Origin of the sequence: Actinoplanes palleronii, assembly GCF_016862315.1 — a bacterium.
In the GTDB taxonomy this organism is placed as follows: domain Bacteria; phylum Actinomycetota; class Actinomycetes; order Mycobacteriales; family Micromonosporaceae; genus Actinoplanes; species Actinoplanes palleronii.
Map to the genome: position 1 here is coordinate 13,971 of NZ_BOMS01000024.1, position 16,605 is coordinate 30,575.

Here is a 16,605-nt window from a genome sequence, read left to right on the forward strand (position 1 = left end):
TGGGTGACCAGGGGGTGCTGCAGCGTGAATTCAGGCGGCCAGCGCCGTGACACCCGGGTCGTCCCACTCCACGCCGTCGCCGCCACGCCGCTTGACCCGGTACATCGCCGCGTCGGCCCGCAGCACCGCGTCGGACAGGTCCGCGGCCACACCGACCGCGACACCGATGCTGACCGTGGCGATGCAGTCCGGGATGGCGCGGACCGCGAGCACCATCCGGGACGCCACCACGGCCGCGGCGTCCTCGTCCGCGCCGGGCAACAGAGCGGCGAACTCGTCACCGCCCAGCCGGGCCACCAGGTCCTGGGCGCCGCCCTGCGCGGCCAGCGCCGCCGCGATCGCACGCAGCGCCACGTCACCCGCGGCGTGCCCCTGACTGTCGTTGATCATCTTGAACTTGTCGGTGTCGATCACCAGGACGGCGTACCGCTGCCGGTCCGCGCCGGAGGTGTTCCCGGCCAGCTCCACGGCCCGGTCGAGGGCGCGCCGGTTGGCGATGCCGGTCAGCGGGTCCAGCTCGGCGGCCCGCGCCACCTGGTCGTGCTGCACGCGCAGCAGCTCCAGGTCGTAGAGGGCGCGGGCGGCGTGCAGGGTGTTCAGCCGCTGGCGCCACAGAGCGGTGGCCAGGCCGTCCCCGTAGGCGAGGGTGGTCCGGGCGTCGCTGGAGCCCAGGTGGGCCAGCAGGACGGCCTGCGTGCGGTGTGTACCGGCGACCACGAGCCAGTCGGTGTCCGGACGCAGGTCGGCGACCGCCCGCGTCATCACCTCGATGGCCTCGTCCGGCCGGCCGGAGCGCAGCAGCGCCACCCCGTGGAAGATCCGGCTGGTGGCCAGCGCGTCCGGGGCGGCGCCCCGTTCCGCGAGCCGGGCCGCGTAGAACGCGATGTCCACGGCGGCGCCGGCCGGGTCGTGCCGGTCCGCGCGGGCACAGGCCGCGTAGAGCAGCGCGTTGTCCCGCCAGCTGCCCGCGTCGTCGCCGGAGACCTCCCGGGCCGCCTGGGTGGCGTAGCGCTCGGCCTCGGCGGTGTGGCTCTCCGCCTCGGCGACCCGGTTGATCTGGTAGAGCTCGAGGGCCCAGCGCAGGTGCGTCTCGGTGAGGTTCAGCAGCCACATGGCGCGGTTGCCGTTCTGCTCGCCGTCCGCGAAGCTCATCTCGTACGCGCTGCGGAACTGCGGCACGACCAGCTCGTAGAGGCGGAGCTCGTACCAGCCGATGGCGATGGCGACCCGGGAGTTGACCGCGGCGACCGGGTCCGGCTCGCCGGCCGCCAGGATCCCGGCGGCGACCAGGTCGCGCAGTACGCCGGCGACGTCGTGCTCGGCGGTGTCCGTCTCGCCCAGCCGCAGGCGCTGCCAGGCCCGGCTGGCCAGGGCGCAGGCCTGCCAGCCGGCGCTGCCCTCGCGGCGCGCGGCCCGCAGCATCGGCTCGGCGGCGGCGATGGCGGCGAGCGGCTCACCCTGGGCGATGTGTGCCACCACCCGGACGAAGTGCATGCAGGCCGGGCCGTCGGCGAGGTCGCCGGTGACGGACCGGAGCACCGCCTCGGCCTCGGCCAGGGCGGCGATCGCGTCGCCGGTCTGTGCCCGCTCCAGCAGGCGTACCGCGTGCTGTGTGGTCTCCCGCACGAGCATCACCTCCGGGCGACTGATCGGCTGCTGGCGGTGCCATGCGAGGAAAAGGGACCGGGCTGGTCCTCGGGGGTGCCTCCGCGGCGCGGAGGCACCCCCGGGAGCCAGCCGATGACCGGGAGGCGCGCTTGCGGTCCGGGGTGGCCGCGGCCTCGCGTGGTGAGCGGCGCGGGACCGCGACGCGCGGAACGGCCCGGGTGGTCGCGGCCTCGCGGGCCCCACGGGCGGGACGTGGCTCGTAGCCTGCGGACGGGACTCGTTATTCGTACAAAATGGGGTTAAAGGGTTTGGATGGTGGCGATTCGCTCTTCGAGCTGTTCGATGGTGGCCTGGGCGCTCGGCGGACCGCCGCACAGCCGGCGCAGCTCCGCGTGGATCTTGCCGTGCGGCAGGTTGGTGCGGTGGTGGTGCGCCGCGACCAGGGTGTTCAGCTGACGGCGCAAAGTCGCGCGGCGTTCGCCGGCGCTCATCTGCACCACCGCCTCGCGGACCACGGCGACCGGGGTGGCCTTGGCCTGCTCCTGCTCCTGGCGCTTCTGGGTGGCCAGCTGCTCGGACTGCCGCTTGTTGAGCAGCATCGACACCTCGTCCGGGGTGAGCAGCCCGGGCAGGCCCAGGTAGTCGGCCTCCTCCTGGGTGCCGGTCTGCGCGCCGGTGCCGAACGAGGCGCCGTCGTAGATGACCTGGTCGAGCTCGGCGGTGGCGGACAGCGCCTCGAACTGTTTCTCCAGGTCACCGAGGGCGTCCTCGGACTTCTGCGCGCGCTCCAGCAGCGTGTCCTCGAGGCCGTCCTTCTCCTTGGGCGCGCCCAGGACGTGGTTGCGCTGCTCCTCCATCTCGGAGGCCAGCCCGAGCAGGTGCGGCACGCTGGGCAGGAACACCGTGGCGGTCTCGCCGTCGCGGCGGGACCGGACGAACCGGCCGATCGCCTGGGCGAAATAGAGCGGCGTCGAGGCGCTGGTGGCGTAGACCCCGACGCCCAGGCGCGGGATGTCGACGCCCTCGGACACCATCCGGACCGCGACCATCCACTGCTGGTCGGAGTTCGCGAACGTGGCGATCCGGCCGGACGCGCCGTCGTCGTCGGAGAGGACCACGGTCGGTGACTCGCCGGTCAGGTCGTGCAGGAGCTTCGCGTACGCCCGGGCCGCGGTCTGGTCACTCGCGATGACCAGGCCACCGGCGTCCGGCATGCCGTTCTTGCGGACGTGCATCAGCCGGGCGTGCGCGGCCCGCATCACCTGCGGCATCCACTCACCGCGATGGTCCAGGGCGGTACGCCAGGCCTGCGCGATCAAGTCCTTGGTCATCGGCTCGCCCAGCCGGGCGGCCAGCTCGTCACCGGCGTTGGTGCGCCACCGGGTCTCGCCGGAGTACGCCATGAACATCACCGGCCGGACCACCCGGTCGCGCAGCGCCTCGGCGTAGCCGTAGACCGAGTCGGCCTTGGAGCGCTGCAGGCCGTCCTGGCCCCGCTCGTACTGCACGAACGGGATCGGGTTCTCGTCGGAGCGGAACGGCGTCCCGGTGAGCAGCAGTCGGCGGACCGCCGGCTCGAACGCGTCCTTGACCCCGTCGCCCCAGGTCCGCGCGTCACCGGCGTGGTGGATCTCGTCCAGGATGACCATGGTGCGGCGGGTGATGGTGCGCCGTTTGTGCACCGCGGGCGCCATGCCGACCTGCGCGTACGTGACCACCGCGCCGTGGAAGTCCCGCGACGAGTGGACCTCCGAGTTCTTGAACCGCGGGTCGAGCTGGATGCCGATCCGGGCCGCGGCCTGCGACCACTGGGTCTTCAGGTGCTCGGTCGGGCAGACCACGGTGACCGCGTCGATCGTGCCGTCGACGAGCATCTCCGCGGCCAGGCGCAGGGCGAACGTGGTCTTGCCGGCGCCGGGGGTGGCCACGGCCATGAAGTCGTCGGAACGGCGGCGCAGGTACTCCACCATCGCCTTGCGCTGCCATGCCCGCAGGGGCGGGAAGATCTCCAGGTTCGGCAGAGTCGGGCTCAAGCTCCGATGATCCCTTCATCCATGGAAAAACCCCCGCGGCGAGGTCGCGGAGGCGAGTTCCCAGCATAGCCGTGGAGCCGGGCGAATCGTGGCTACGGCACCGCCACGGGGGCCGACCACCGCCGATAAAGAGCGAGCAGGCGCACCCCGGTCATCAGGCCCGCGGCGGTGACCAGCGGAACCAGGCCGGTGACGCCGAGACGATCCAGCACGGTGACGAGAATCGCCCCGCCCAGGGCGACGATCGCGTAGAAGTCACGTTGCAGCACCACCGGGATCTCCCCGGTGAGCAGGTCGCGGGTCAGGCCGCCGCCGATCGCGGTGAGCATGCCGAGCAGGCACGCGCCGACCGCCGGGACACCGGCGTGCAGGGCCTTCAGGGTTCCGGTCGCGGTGAACAGGCCCAGTCCGGCGGCGTCCAGGAGCAGCACCGCACGCCGCACCCGGTTCAGTCGCGGGTGCAGCCAGAAGACCGCGACCGAGGCGAGCACCGCGGTCGTCGCATACCGCCAGTCGGCGAACGCGAGCGGCGGGACGGCACCGATCGTCAGGTCACGCAGGATGCCACCACCCAGGGCCGCCGCGAAGCCGACGAACGCCACCCCGAACAGGTCGAGGCGCTTCGCTACGCCGGCCGAGGCGCCGGAGGCGGCGAACACCGCCACCCCGATCAGATCCGCGACGAGCAGGAGGTATCCGCTCGCCACGCCCGGATCAGGCCTTCATGGCTTCGTAGATCTCCTTGCACTGCGGACAGACCGGGGAGCCCTTCTTCGGCACCTTGGTGACCGGGAAGGTCTCGCCGCAGAGCGCGACCACGTGGGTGCCCATCACGGCACTCTCCGCGATTTTCTCCTTGCGCACGTAATGGAACATCTCCGGACCGGTGTCGGCTTCCTTGGTTTCCGGACGCTCGAGGATCTGGGTGCTCACGGGTATCTGCCCTTCAGGAGATCGCTAAAGACATGGAGGAAAGCTCCAGCCGACAAGTCTGACACCTCACGCCTGGTCGGTCCAACGACAACGCAGCAGCCCAGCGTCGTACCGTAGCCACCGTGACTGACTTCGCACTTAGCTACGGCGACCACGTGACCCGTGCGCGCCGGGACGGCCGGCCCGTCGTGGCCCTGGAAAGCACGATCATCTCGCACGGCCTGCCGCACCCGGACAATCTGCGGGTCGCCCGGGAGATCGAGCAGACCGTCCGGGACAACGGCGCCGTACCGGCCACCATCGGCATGATCGGCGGAAAGATCGTCGTCGGGCTGGACGACGCGCAGATCGAGCACCTGGCGCTCGCCGGCGACGTCGCCAAGCTCTCGGTCCGGGACCTGGCGATCGCCGCGGCCCGGCGCGCCGACGGCGCCACCACGGTCGCCGCCACCAGCGCGATCGCCGCGGCGGCCGGGATCGGCGTGTTCGCCACCGGCGGCCTGGGCGGGGTGCACCGGGAGGCGAACCTCACCTTCGACGAGTCCGCCGACCTGACCGCGCTGGCCCGGACCCCGATCGTGGTGGTCTGCGCCGGCGTCAAGTCGATCCTCGACGTGGGCGCCACCCTGGAGCGCCTGGAGACCCTCGGCGTCTCGGTGGCCGGGTACGCCACCCGCCGCTTCCCCGGGTTCTTCATCACCGACGGCGGTTTCGACGTGGACTGGCAGCTCGACTCGCCGGAGCAGGTCGCCGACTTCATCCGGGCCCGCCGGGACCAGGAGGTCAGCGACGGCGCCCTGGTGCTGGCCAACCCGCTGCCGGCCGACGAGCAGCTGGACCCGGCGCTGCACGACCGGACGCTGGCCTCCGGGCTGGCCAAGCTCGCCGAGGAGGGCGTCACCGGCAAGGCGGTCACCCCGTTCCTGCTGGCGCACTTCCACTCCAGCACCGAGGGGCAGAGCCTCGCGGTGAACGTCCGGATCATCCTGCGCAACGCCGCCCTGGCGGCCCGGATCGCGGCGGCCGAGAACGCCGGGACGGCCGTGCCGGTGGGCTTCGCCGTGCCGGCCTGATCGATGGGCGCCGTGATCGTCGTCGGTGACCTGGTCACCGACGTGCTGGTCGAGCACGACGGGCCGATCCGGCCGGGCACCGACACCGCCGCCGCCATCCGGGTGAGCGGCGGGGGCCAGGCGGCCAACACGGCCGCCTGGCTGGCGCACGCCGGGCAGGCGACCGTCCTGGTGGCCGCGGTCGGCGACGACCAGGCCGGGCGGGACCGGGTGGCCGAGCTGGTAGCGGCCGGGGTGGGTGACGCGATCCAGGTGCGCCCGGGCGCGGTCACCGGCAGCGTGGTGGTGCTCACCGGCGCCGCCGAACGCACCATGATCACCGATCGGGGCGCCTGCCTGCTGCTCGACCCGGAGCACGTGACCGCGGTGATCGCGGCCGCGGCGCCCGGCAGCCACCTGCACCTCTCCGGGTACCCGCTGCTGCACGCCGGGTCGCGGCCGGCGGGCCTGGCGGCCCTGGCAGCCGCCCGGCGGCACGGACTCACGGTGAGCGTCGACGCGGCGTCCGCTGCCCCGTTGCGCGACGCCGGGGCCGGGGAGTTCCTGGCTTGGGTACGGGAGAGCGACGTGCTGCTCTGCAACGCCGACGAGGCCGACGTGCTGGCCGGGCCGGGCACCGCCGCCGAGCAGGCCGGGCGGCTGACCGCGCAGGTCCGGTACGCGGTGGTGAAGCAGGGCGCCGGTGGCGCGGTGTGGGCCGGGCGGGACGGTTCGGCCGGTGCGGCGCCGGCGCTGGACGTACCGGTGAAGGATCCGACCGGCGCCGGTGACGCCTTCGCCGCGGGCCTGCTCACCGCATGGTTGTCCGGCGCGGACCCGGTGGCCGCGCTGCGGTCCGGTGCGGTGCTCGGCGCCGCGGCCGTCCAGTGGATCGGTGCCCGCCCGCGCCCTTCGTGAGACGGGGCGGTGCGGCTCAGGCCGGCCGGTGCCGCTCGGCGCCGGTCGGCTCGACCACCTCGGCGTCGATGACGATCGGCGCGACGGGCTCGGGCGTGGCGGACAGTCCGGCGAGCGTCTCCTGCCGCTGGTGCTCCCGGGCGGCCGCGTCGGCGGCCCGCTCGGCCTTGGTCTTCGGCGCCCGGTCGTTGGCGATCAGCACCGCGGCCCACGGCAGGAAGACCATGCCGGCCGCGCAGAGCGTCAGCCAGAGCGGCAGCCATGGCGGTCTCAGGCTGGCCAGCACGCCACCGAGGATCAGGCAGCCGACCCGGGCGCTCATCATCGTCACGTAGCGGAACTCCCGGCTACGGAGTTGATCGCTGGGGCTGCGCGCGGCGTCGGTGATGACCACCGAGGGCGGCTTCTTCACAGGGCACTCCCGTTCGACTCCGCCATCCTCGCACCGGCCGGGCCGAAGTGCCCACCCGGACTAGGACTTGGTGGCTTTCGCCTCGGCTTTCGCGGCCTTCTTGTACTCACGCACCTTGGTCAGCGAGGCGTCGTCGACGATGTCGGCAACCGATCGGTACGCGCCCTCGCCGCCGTACCCGCCGGCGGCCTCGCGCCAGCCGGTCGGCTGGACACCGCACTGCTTGCCGAGCAGCGCCACGAAGATCTGCGCCTTCTGCTGGCCGAAACCGGGCAGCGCGACGATCCGCTGGTACAGCTCGGCGCCGGTCGGCACGTCCCGCCAGAGCGCGGCGACGTCACCGTCGTACCGGTCGGCGATCACCCGGCAGACCTCCTGGACCCGGGTGGCCATCGCCTTCGGGAACCGGTGCAGGGCCGGCGGGGTGGCGAAGAACTCGAGCAGCGCGGCCGGGTCGAAGTCGGCCAGCTCGGTCGCGGTCGGCTCGTGACCCAGCCGCTGCACCAGCACGAGCGGCGAGGTGAACGCCTTCTCCATGGTGATCTGCTGGTCCAGGACCAGCCCGAGCAGGACCGCCAGCGAGCTCCGGTCCAGCAGCGCGTTGGCCTCGGCGGGAATGGGCAGGGAGAACGTCATGCGGCCATCTTCCACCACGAGGGGAGCCACGAAGAGGGAGTACGTCAAGTACCTGACGTACTTGACGTACTTGTCGCGGCGCGGCACGCTTGCGATGGAGGGGGTGGAGTGATGTCGGCGGTTCACTACGAAAGCTACACAGAAGCCCGGACTCACCTGAAGGCTCTGCTGGATGCGGCCGAGCGTGGCCGCGTGGCGACGGTGCGGCGGGACTCCCGGACGACGGCCTTCGTCGATCAGGAGCGCCTGCGGTACTTCCTCGCGGCCGTGACACCCGCGAAGGCCGAGATCGTGGCCGAGGGTGGCGGGTGGTCGGTCTTCATTCCCGGTCTGCCCGTGGCCGCCGACGGCGCGACTGTCGACGAGGCTCTCGACGAAACGGTCGCCGCCCTCCGCGAGTACGCCGAGGATTGGCAGGACCACCTGCTCGACGCGCCCAACCATGCCGCGAATTGGGGGCTGGTCCAGCTGATCTGCCTCAGTGACGACGCTCAACTGCGGGACTGGCTGGTCGGAGCCGGGCGATGACCTGGCCTCAGCCGACCCGCGAGTTGCACGAGAAGTTCTGCACCGTCGAGGGCTGGGAGAACGTCCGCGATGCCCGCGGACGAACCGGAACCCACCACATCACTTACGAACTACGCCTCCGGGACGGCCGCATCCTGCGCACCAGGATCTCCCACCCCGCCGATCGGACCGCCTACGGGCCGCGGATCTGGGCCCATATCCTGCGCGACCAGCTCGACGTCAAGGCCGCCGAGTTCTGGGACTGCGTTCAGGACGGCGTCAAACCGGATCGCGGCATCCCGGAAACCCCGGAGGAGTCACTCCCCCTCGAACTCGTCCACCTGCTCCTCCACCGCGTCGGCCTCACCGAGGCAGAGCTGGCCGCGATGACGAAGGACGAGGCCGTCAACCGCCTGAACCGTTTCTGGGCCGGCGGCTCTTGAGACCGGCACGCCGGCACGTCATCGGAGATCAGGGGGCCGGGTCGGCGTGTTCTTCGATGCGGCGGACTGTTTCATGGGCCATCCCGGTCAGGTATTCGAGGTCGAGGTCGGTGAACTGGCGGCGGCGCAGGTCCAGGGCGCAGAGGGCGCCGACCACGTGGCCGCCGGAGGAGACCAGCGGGGCCCCGATGTATGACCGCATGCCCTCCAGCGTGACCAGCGGGTTGTCCCGATGCTCCGGATGGATGGTGAAGTCGGCGACGGCGCGGGGGGCCTGCTCGGTCAGGAACGGGGTGCAGAACGCCCACTCGATCGGGGTGCCGTCCGCCTCGGCGATCCAGTCCGGGACCGGGCCGCAGCCGGCCAGGAACACCTGGGCGTCGTCGAGCAGGGCGTCCACCATCGCGAACGGGGTGCCGAGCCGGTTCGAGACCCGCTCGACCACCTCGGTCAGGTACGCCCGCTGCTCGCCCCGGTCCAGGCCGAGCCGGGCCACCTCGCGGAGCCGGTCACGCTCGTAGAGCTGCGGGTAGGCCGGCATTCTCATGACGGGCCGGTCCGGGCCAGGGCCTCGTACGTGATCAGCCGGACCTTCAGCGAGCGCGCGGCCACCCGGCTCAGCTCGCCCACCTCCATCACGTGCTCGGCCACCCGTCGCAGGTCGGCCGAGCTGGTGACCGGCCGCTGCAGGCCGAGCGACCGCACCGCAAGGGTCCACAGCCCGTCGGCCATCTCCGGGCCGACCAGGTCCGCGAAGGACTTCACGGCGTCCTGCTCGGTCGGCAGCTCGTGGCCGTAATCCTCCATGCCAGGCATCGCGGCGCCTCTTCCTGTCCGGACTACCGCTCCGGACAACTCGATAGAACATTTTCGTTCCGGGTCTGCTGGGTCGTCGACCGCCGTCACGGCGGTTCGGTACGCCCCCAGCTCTGTTCGGCACGGTCGAGCACCGTCGTCAGGTTCAGCACCAGGAGCACCGGCCCGTCGCCGGGCAGCGCGGTGCCGGCGAACTCGGCGGCCGGGGTGAGCAGGCCCTCCATCGGCCGCAGCGGCACGTCGCAGGTCCCGTGCAGCCGCTGGACGAGCAGCCCGGCCCGGCGCCCGCCCACCCGGGTCACCAGCACCGTGCGGCACCCGTCCGGCGGGGGCGGGGCGTCGGAGAGCCGCAGGGCCCGGGCCAGGTCGAGCACCGGCAGCACGGTGTCGCCGCTGACCACCACGTCCCGGCCCAGCACCCGGCCCAGCCCGGTGGGCGGCACCCGGATCGTCTCGGTCACCTGGCCGGCCGGGATGCCGAACCGCTGCCCGGCCACGCCGACCATCACCAGCGGGGTGGACTCCACGGGTTCGCCGGGTTCGTCGGCGACGGTGTGGAGGACGCGAGGCGGGGCGGTACGACGTACCGGAGAGATGTCGGCCCGGACCGGCAGGCGGCCGTGCGCGGCGACGTGCGTCAACCAGCCGCGGATCTGATCGAATCCGGTCTGGAGATCGTCGGCCGGGACGGGCCGGTCGGACCGGACCTCGGCCAGGCGGTCCTCGATCGCGTGGGCGAGCCGGGTCAGCTCGGGCAGGTCGAAGAGACCGGACGAGGCCCGGAGGGTGTGCGCGGCCCGGAACATCGTGTCGGCCGCCGTCCGATCATCCGGGTTCCGCCGCAGCCGGAGCAGGCTCTCGCCGACCGGGGCGAGCAGGTCGTCCGCCTCGGCGAGAAACTGGGCCAGCAAGGGTTTCATGCCGTCCTGCCGGTCGTCAGGCTTCGGACCGGGCCGTGGCCGCGGGCCGGTACCGGCCGTCGATCAGCCGGTCCACGTCCAGCACCGCGGTCATCGCCCCGCCGCCCGACCGGATCACGCCGGCCAGCACGTCCGGGTGCACCGCGGCCCGGACCTCCTCGGCCGGATCCACCGCCGACGGGTCCACGCTGATCACGCCGGAGACCCGATCGACCACGAAGCCGAGCGGCACGTCGCCGTCCATCACGATCACCCGGCTGGTCGCGTCCTGCTCGGGCTGCTCCATCGCGCAGCACACCCGCAGGCTGACCACCGGCAGTGCCCGGCCGTGCAGGTCGGCGAGCCCGACCAGGGCCGGCGGCCCGAGCGGGACCCGGACCACCTCCGGCATCCGGATGATCTCCTTGACCCGGTCCGTCGGGAACGCGCACCGCTCCCCCGCCAGCTCGAACGTGACGTAGTCGCTCATCCGGTCAGTCCGCCTTCGGCAGCTCGTCGGTGCGTGCGGCGATCTCCCCGGCCGTCGCGGCCAGATCACCGGCGCCCCGGGCCTGGTCACGGGCGGCGAGCACGGCCTGCGCGGCCAGATGCTCGGCCTGGTTCGCGGCGGACGCCACGTTCTCCAGCCCGCCGCGGACCCCGCTGAGCGCCTTGGCCAGCGCCTCGGCCGACTCGCGGACCTCCTCGCCGCCACCGCGCACCTGCCGCACCGCGTGATCGATCTCGTCCAGCCGGGTGAGGCCGGCGGTGGCCGCCGTCTGCTCGGCCCGCAGCTGCCGGCCGGTCTCGGCGAGGTCGTCACGCACCTCGGCGATCCGGTCCTGCACCGCGACGACCAGGTCGCCGATCCGGCCGGCCCGGTCCGTCGCGTCCCGGGCCAGGTCACGGACACCGGCGCAGACCTTCGCGAACCCCGTGCCGCGCTCGCCGGCCCGGACCGCCTCGGCCGCGCCGTGCACCGCGAGCATGGTGGCCTGCACCGCGACGGTCCCGACGACGCCGGCGATCCGGTCGATCCGGCGGGCGAGCCGCTCCAGCTCGGTGACCGTCCGGAGGTGCCGCAGGGTGTCCCGGCCGGCCTGGGCGTACGCCTCGATCGTCGCACCGGCCGTCGCCCGGCCGGCCTCGAGGACGGCGAGCAGCGCGTCGGCCCGCTCCACCCCGGCGGCGTCCCGGGTGATCGCGAGTTGGACGGCCTGCTCGACCCGGTTGATCGCCTCGGCGGCCCGCCAGCCCTTCTCGGCGGCGGTCCGGGCGCTCGCATCGATCTCGGCGAGGGCCGCGCCGATCCCGGTGGCGGCCCGGGTGAGCTCCTCCGCCGCGCCGGCCAGCTCCTCGACCGGGCCGGTCGTCGCCCCGGTGCCGCCCGAGCCGTCGCGGACGTCCTCGACGATCCCGGCCAGTGCCTCGGCGGCCCGTTCGCTGCGTTCCAGCGCCTCGCTCTGCCGCCGTGCCGCCTGCAGGGACAGGTCGGCGACCACGACCTGTTGCTCGGCCGCCGTGGCGATCTCCGTGGCGCGCTGCCCGGCGGCGCCGGCCGTGGCCCGGGCCCGCTCGGCGAGTTCGGTCATCTCGGCGGCGCCGCTCAGGATCGCGCCCAGGTCGGCCCGGACCGTCGCCGGCGTCGTGGTGACCGCCCGGCCCGTCGTCGAGGCCGGCCCGGCGGCGATCTCGGCGACCCGGTCGCGCACCTCGCCGACCAGGTCACGGATCTGCCGGGTGGCAAGCTCGGCGGTGCCGGCGAGGACACGCACCTCGTCCGCCACGATCGTGAAGCCCCGGCCGTCCGGGCCGGCCCGGGACGCCTCGAGTGCCGCGTTGAGCGCCAGCAGGTCCGCCTGGTCGGCGACGTCGGCGACGCACGCCACGGTCGCGCCCAGCTCGCCGGCCTGTCTCGCCAGTTCGGCACGAGCCAGCGCCGGCCCGCCGGTCGGGGCGGTGGTGGGGCCGGGAGGGGTGTGGTGGAGCAGGTTCTGCAGCGCCTGACCGAACTCGATCACGTGGCGTGCGGCTCGCAGCTGCCGCTCGGCCCGTTCCTCGACCTCGTCCATCGCGATCAGGCCGCGCTGCGCCGCGCCGGCCGTCACCTCGGCGGCAGCGGCGATCTGCCGCATCGACTCGGTGAGCTGCTGGTAGTCCTGGGCTGCCTGGACGTTCTGCGCCGCGATCCCGGCGACCGCACCGGCGATCCGGTCCGCCGTCCGGCGCCGCCCGCCTTTCGACCGGCCGCCTCGCGGCGCCGCGTCCGCCGGCTGCCCGGACCGGGTGACCGCGGGCGTGACCGGTGAGCGAGGCGGTGCTGTGGCGGTGCCGGTGTGCGGCATGGGGCGATCTCCCGTCTGGGTCCGGTCCGCCAGGCGCCCGAGCGCCCGTCGTCAGCAGCGCGCCCGGCTACCGCCTGGAACGGTTTCTCCACCCAGCTGAGATCCTGGCACCGCACTCTGCCCGCGGAGGGAGTATGCGACTAGTTCGATGCCTGCCCCCGGGCGCCGTCGTTTACCGTTCACGATCAGCCGCGGCGGGCGGCGACACGTGGATCGGCGAGGGCGGGAAGACATGCGGGCTTTGGTGCAGACGGTGAGCCGGGCGAGCGTCACGGTCGACGAGACGATCATCGGCGCGATCACCGACGGCCTGCTGGTGCTGGTCGGGGTCACCCACGAGGACACCCCGGCGCTGGCCGCCGAGCTCGCCCGCAAGACCTACGAGCTGCGCATCCTGGACGGCGACCGGTCCGCCTCGGACGAGGGCGCGCCGCTGCTGGTGGTCAGTCAGTTCACCCTGTACGGCGACGCGCGCAAGGGCCGGCGCCCGACCTGGAACGCGGCCGCGCCCGCCGAGGTGGCCGAGCCGCTGATCACCGCGTACGTGGAAGCACTGCGCGCCCGGGGAGCGACCGTCGAAACCGGTCGCTTCCGGGCGCACATGCTGGTGGAGAGCGTCAACGTCGGACCGCGGACGATCCTGCTGGAACTCTGATCAGGACGGCGGGATCTTGCCGCTGCAGGTGTCCCGCACCTTGTAGAAGTTCGACAGGTACTGGGCGTGGATGGCCGCGCTGCGTACCCGCACGATCGTCTCGTCCGCGCCGCGCAGCGACGAGAACGTGTAGTTGGCGCTGCCGGTGAAGACCCGCGGGATCTGGTCGTCGTCGTACGCACCGTCGATCAGCATGTACTTGCTGTGCGGCTTCAGGGTCCGGCCGCTGAACGCCACGCCACAGCTGTGCAGCCCGACGTTGGTGCCGCCGGCCTTCAGCGCGTTGACCACGTTCTCGCTGGTGTACGCGTACGGGTCAGCCGTCGGACCGGCGGCGTAGACGACGTCCACCCAGCAGCCGGCCTTGGCCAGCGCGGCGAGCTTCTTGGCCAGCTCGGTCCGGGAGAAGCCCCAGATCACGACGCGGACGTCGGTCTGGTGGGTCAGCCCGTCCGTCGCACCCTTGTACGAGCACGTCACCGAGTTCAACACGGAGATCATCGTGTCGGTGGTCGCCTGACCCGGGTTGTCGTCGGTCTCGTGACGCGGGAAGAAGTGCGTCTTGTACGTGTCGTTCGTGGAACCGGTCTGGTAATAGTCGTCGTCACCGGTCAGCGACGGCCCGAACTTCTTCTGGTCGTTGAAGTACGTGACGTAGTTCGCGTACGACGCCGCCTCGCTCCAGGTGATCGAGTTGTTGAACGCGGTGTTCGCGTCCCACGTCGTCAGGTTGCCGGACGACTGGAACGTCACGTTGCTCACCGAGGTGCCGTTGTTCAGCACGATCCGCGACGCCAGCAGGAACTTGTTGTGGTTGTACGCCTTGACGGAGTAGACCGTCCGCTTGGCGATGCAACCGGTCTGGTCCCGGCAGAAGAGGATGAACGACGAGGCGGCGGTGTTCGTGCCCAGCTCGCCCTCGAGCGCGAGCCCGGGGTAGATCCGGTTGCCGTCGGCGTCGTCGTACGACCCGTAGTTCAGGATGATCTGCACGTTGACGCCGCGCTGGTGCGCCGCCGTCAACCGTTCGACCAGGTTCGGCGTCTCCGCCGTGTCGGCCTGCCCGGCAGCGCCGGGAGTGCTGAAGTCGAGCCACGACAGGCGCAGCGTCTCACCGGCCGGCACCCGGTCGATGACCCGGGCGATCTGCTGATAGATCGCGTACTGCTGGGTCACCGAGCCGGCCGGGTTGTTGAACACGGCCGAGTTGATCACCGGGTCCGGCTCGGCTGCGCTCGCCGGGGACGGCGCGATGGCGACCACCCCGGCGATCAACGGCAGGACAAGAGCGGCGAAGAACTTCCGCATCAATACATTCCCCCTAGTAAATAAAGATGCGGGAGAATGTTACTTGATCAAAAGAAGAGCCCCCGGCGGGATGCCGCCTGGCGCAGCCAGTTGTCCAGCTGGCCGGTCCAGTCCACCTGGTCGGCGGTCGCGTACTCCACGTCGAAGCTGCCGAACGCGTCGTGGCCCTCGGTGAACAGGCCGCCGCGCTTGTCCAGCTCCAGCACCACCTGCAGCTTGTGCGGGGTGGGCAGGAAGGTCAGCTCGAGCTGGTTGATGCCGCTGGCGTACTGGGCCGGCGGGTAGAACTCGATCTCCTGGTAGAACGGCAGCTCCTGCTCGACGCCGTACACCCGGCCGCGCTCCACGTCGGCCTTGTGGAAGCGGAAACCGAGCCGCAACAGCGCCTCCAGGATCCGCTCCTGCGCCGGAAGCGGGTGCACCTGCACGGCGTCCAGGTCGGACTTGTCCACCGCGCGGGCCACCTCCAGCTCGGTGGCCAGGCCCATCGTCATGCCGTGCAGGTGCTGGCCGTAGACCTCGGTGATCGGGGTCTGCCACGGCACCTCGAACCGGAACGGCACGTCGTGCCGGGCACCGGGCTCCAGCCGGAACGAGCCGGTCAGCCGCTGCCGATGGAACTCCTGGTTGCTCTGGTACTCGTTGTCGCCGCTCTCCACCTCGACCCGGGTCATCAGGCCGATCGCGACGTACTCCACGTCGACCGCGTGGTCGCCGCCGAGCACGTGCACCTGACCCTCCAGGAATCCGCCCGGTCGGCAGTTCGGGTTGGTCAACACGGTGTCGACGGACGGCCCGCCCACTCCGAACGCCTGCAACATTCGCTTGAAAACCACGGTCATCTCCTCCTCGGCCCCAGCACATTATCTCGGCGCGACAACCGCGAAGCGTCCCTTTCACCCGGGCTTGTCGGCTTGCCGACGTCAGGGTTCTCCCTTATTCATGCCACCTGGACGCTGGCCTCACCTCCGCTTAACGCGGATGCGACGAAGCTTCTCGTCACCGGCACGGAAGTGCGGTAAGGCACGACAAACGGGGGAGGACCCAAGTGGCCCTGGAGACGAAAGCGACGGCTGAGAACATCATGACCGACGAAGTCGAGCCGATGGCCGACCTCGACGCGACGGACGAACGTGGCGTCTCCGCTGACCTGGTCCGGGCGTACCTGAACGGGATCGGTCGCACCCGCCTGCTGACCGCCGTCGAAGAGGTGACCCTCTCCAAGCGGATCGAGGCCGGCCTCTACGCCGAGGAGAAGCTCCCGGCCGCCGGCGACGAGCTGGCGCCGCTGCTGCGGGTCATCTCCGCCGAGGGCAAGGCCGCCAAGAACCACCTGCTCGAGGCGAACCTGCGGCTCGTGGTCAGCATCGCGAAGCGGTACACCGGTCGCGGCATGGCCTTCCTCGACCTGATCCAGGAGGGCAACCTCGGCCTGATCCGCGCGGTCGAGAAGTTCGACTACACCAAGGGCTACAAGTTCTCCACGTACGCCACCTGGTGGATCCGCCAGGCCATCACCCGCGCCATGGCCGACCAGGCCCGCACCATCCGCATCCCGGTGCACATGGTCGAGCAGGTCAACCGGATGGTCCGGGCCCGCCGGGACCTGGCCACCCAGCTCGGCCGGGAGCCCAGCATCGCGGAGATCGCGGTGGCGATGGCGGTGCCGGAGTTCCAGGTCATCGAGCTCATCTCGTACGACCGGGAGCCGGTCAGCCTGGACCAGGCGGTCGGCGAGGACGGCGAGAGCGCCCTCGGTGACTTCGTCGCCGCGGTCGACCCGAACCAGCCCGGCGAGGGCGTCGGCCAGGGCGAGCTGCGCAGCGAGGTGGAGATCGTGCTCGGCACGCTCACCGAGCGGGAGTCCGCGGTGATCCGGCTGCGCTTCGGCCTGGACGACGGCCGTCAGCGCACCCTCGACGAGGTGGGCCGCGAGTTCGGCCTGAGCCGCGAGCGGATCCGCCAGATCGAGAAGGTGACGATGCTCAAGCTGCGTGACCCGGAGCGGGCTTCCCGCCTCGAGGCGTACGCGGTCTGATC

The 16,605-nt window shown here is 72.0% G+C and carries 19 protein-coding genes; 6 read left to right on the plus strand and 13 right to left on the minus strand.

The annotated features are described in order from the left end of the window. Positions 1 to 30: 30 nt before the first annotated feature. The 4 genes from Apa02nite_RS08920 to Apa02nite_RS08935 form a co-directional block, all read right to left on the minus strand. Entirely contained in the window at positions 31 to 1,626 is a 1,596-nt protein-coding gene (locus tag Apa02nite_RS08920) for a GGDEF domain-containing protein (RefSeq protein WP_239164204.1), read from the minus strand. Positions 1,627 to 1,907: 281 nt separating this feature from the next. Beyond that, the gene (locus Apa02nite_RS08925) at positions 1,908 to 3,641 is read right to left on the minus strand and encodes a DEAD/DEAH box helicase (protein ID WP_067689466.1); all 1,734 of its coding nucleotides are present in this window, start codon (positions 3,639 to 3,641) and stop codon (positions 1,908 to 1,910) included. Positions 3,642 to 3,733: 92 nt separating this feature from the next. Continuing rightward, positions 3,734 to 4,348, minus strand: a complete 615-nt coding sequence (locus Apa02nite_RS08930; protein ID WP_203824633.1) for a trimeric intracellular cation channel family protein — start codon at positions 4,346 to 4,348, stop codon at positions 3,734 to 3,736. A 7-nt stretch (positions 4,349 to 4,355) separates the two neighbouring features. Next, complete coding sequence (locus Apa02nite_RS08935) at positions 4,356 to 4,580, minus strand: DUF3039 domain-containing protein (RefSeq protein ID WP_198170770.1); 225 nt, start codon at positions 4,578 to 4,580, stop codon at positions 4,356 to 4,358. Positions 4,581 to 4,696: 116 nt separating this feature from the next. Here Apa02nite_RS08935 and Apa02nite_RS08940 point away from each other — a divergent pair, with 116 nt between their 5' ends. Both Apa02nite_RS08940 and Apa02nite_RS08945 read left to right on the plus strand, forming a co-directional pair. Then, complete coding sequence (locus Apa02nite_RS08940) at positions 4,697 to 5,647, plus strand: pseudouridine-5'-phosphate glycosidase (RefSeq protein WP_067689459.1); 951 nt, start codon at positions 4,697 to 4,699, stop codon at positions 5,645 to 5,647. A gap of 3 nt (positions 5,648 to 5,650) precedes the next feature. Next, positions 5,651 to 6,544 carry a carbohydrate kinase family protein gene (locus Apa02nite_RS08945; protein ID WP_203824634.1) on the plus strand — a complete coding sequence of 298 codons (894 nt, stop codon included), beginning with the start codon at positions 5,651 to 5,653 and terminating at the stop codon, positions 6,542 to 6,544. A gap of 16 nt (positions 6,545 to 6,560) precedes the next feature. Here the strand turns inward: Apa02nite_RS08945 and Apa02nite_RS08950 are convergent, their stop codons facing one another. Together Apa02nite_RS08950 and Apa02nite_RS08955 are read right to left on the minus strand one after the other, a co-directional pair. Next, positions 6,561 to 6,956, minus strand: a complete 396-nt coding sequence (locus Apa02nite_RS08950; RefSeq protein ID WP_067689453.1) for a DUF3099 domain-containing protein — start codon at positions 6,954 to 6,956, stop codon at positions 6,561 to 6,563. 60 nt (positions 6,957 to 7,016) lie between these two features. Next, positions 7,017 to 7,592: an HhH-GPD-type base excision DNA repair protein gene (locus Apa02nite_RS08955; protein WP_067689450.1), complete on the minus strand. Its 576-nt coding sequence runs from the start codon at positions 7,590 to 7,592 to the stop codon at positions 7,017 to 7,019. Positions 7,593 to 7,784: 192 nt separating this feature from the next. Here Apa02nite_RS08955 and Apa02nite_RS08960 point away from each other — a divergent pair, with 192 nt between their 5' ends. Together Apa02nite_RS08960 and Apa02nite_RS08965 are read left to right on the plus strand one after the other, a co-directional pair. After that, entirely contained in the window at positions 7,785 to 8,120 is a 336-nt protein-coding gene (locus Apa02nite_RS08960; RefSeq protein WP_203824635.1) for a type II toxin-antitoxin system HicB family antitoxin, read from the plus strand. Then, complete coding sequence (locus tag Apa02nite_RS08965) at positions 8,117 to 8,542, plus strand: hypothetical protein (protein WP_203824636.1); 426 nt, start codon at positions 8,117 to 8,119, stop codon at positions 8,540 to 8,542. The genes Apa02nite_RS08960 and Apa02nite_RS08965 overlap by 4 nt, the downstream gene beginning before the upstream one ends. A 28-nt stretch (positions 8,543 to 8,570) precedes the next feature. Here the strand turns inward: Apa02nite_RS08965 and Apa02nite_RS08970 are convergent, their stop codons facing one another. From Apa02nite_RS08970 to Apa02nite_RS08990, 5 genes are all read right to left on the minus strand, one after another. Then, on the minus strand, positions 8,571 to 9,089 hold the full coding sequence (locus Apa02nite_RS08970) for a GAF domain-containing protein (protein ID WP_239164205.1): 519 nt from the start codon (positions 9,087 to 9,089) through the stop codon (positions 8,571 to 8,573). Then, on the minus strand, positions 9,086 to 9,358 hold the full coding sequence (locus tag Apa02nite_RS08975; protein WP_203824637.1) for a hypothetical protein: 273 nt from the start codon (positions 9,356 to 9,358) through the stop codon (positions 9,086 to 9,088). The genes Apa02nite_RS08970 and Apa02nite_RS08975 overlap by 4 nt, the downstream gene beginning before the upstream one ends. An 86-nt stretch (positions 9,359 to 9,444) precedes the next feature. Beyond that, the gene (locus tag Apa02nite_RS08980; protein ID WP_203824638.1) at positions 9,445 to 10,278 is read right to left on the minus strand and encodes a chemotaxis protein CheW; all 834 of its coding nucleotides are present in this window, start codon (positions 10,276 to 10,278) and stop codon (positions 9,445 to 9,447) included. 16 nt (positions 10,279 to 10,294) lie between these two features. After that, complete coding sequence (locus Apa02nite_RS08985) at positions 10,295 to 10,747, minus strand: chemotaxis protein CheW (RefSeq protein ID WP_203824639.1); 453 nt, start codon at positions 10,745 to 10,747, stop codon at positions 10,295 to 10,297. Between the two features lie 4 nt (positions 10,748 to 10,751). Next, positions 10,752 to 12,602: a methyl-accepting chemotaxis protein gene (locus tag Apa02nite_RS08990; protein WP_203824640.1), complete on the minus strand. Its 1,851-nt coding sequence runs from the start codon at positions 12,600 to 12,602 to the stop codon at positions 10,752 to 10,754. Positions 12,603 to 12,834: 232 nt separating this feature from the next. On the opposite strand from Apa02nite_RS08990, the gene dtd reads away from it, so the two are divergent. Beyond that, positions 12,835 to 13,257, plus strand: a complete 423-nt coding sequence (dtd, locus tag Apa02nite_RS08995) for a D-aminoacyl-tRNA deacylase (protein ID WP_203824641.1) — start codon at positions 12,835 to 12,837, stop codon at positions 13,255 to 13,257. On the opposite strand, the gene Apa02nite_RS09000 is transcribed toward dtd, so the two are convergent. After that, on the minus strand, positions 13,258 to 14,565 hold the full coding sequence (locus tag Apa02nite_RS09000; protein ID WP_203824642.1) for a phospholipase D-like domain-containing protein: 1,308 nt from the start codon (positions 14,563 to 14,565) through the stop codon (positions 13,258 to 13,260). It lies immediately after the preceding gene. Between the two features lie 47 nt (positions 14,566 to 14,612). Beyond that, positions 14,613 to 15,401: a sporulation protein gene (locus Apa02nite_RS09005; RefSeq protein WP_203824643.1), complete on the minus strand. Its 789-nt coding sequence runs from the start codon at positions 15,399 to 15,401 to the stop codon at positions 14,613 to 14,615. A 248-nt stretch (positions 15,402 to 15,649) separates the two neighbouring features. Here Apa02nite_RS09005 and sigB point away from each other — a divergent pair, with 248 nt between their 5' ends. Continuing rightward, a complete protein-coding gene (sigB, locus tag Apa02nite_RS09010; RefSeq protein WP_203824644.1) occupies positions 15,650 to 16,603 on the plus strand; it encodes an RNA polymerase sigma factor SigB in 954 nt (317 codons plus the stop codon). The last annotated feature ends 2 nt before the right edge of the window (positions 16,604 to 16,605 follow it).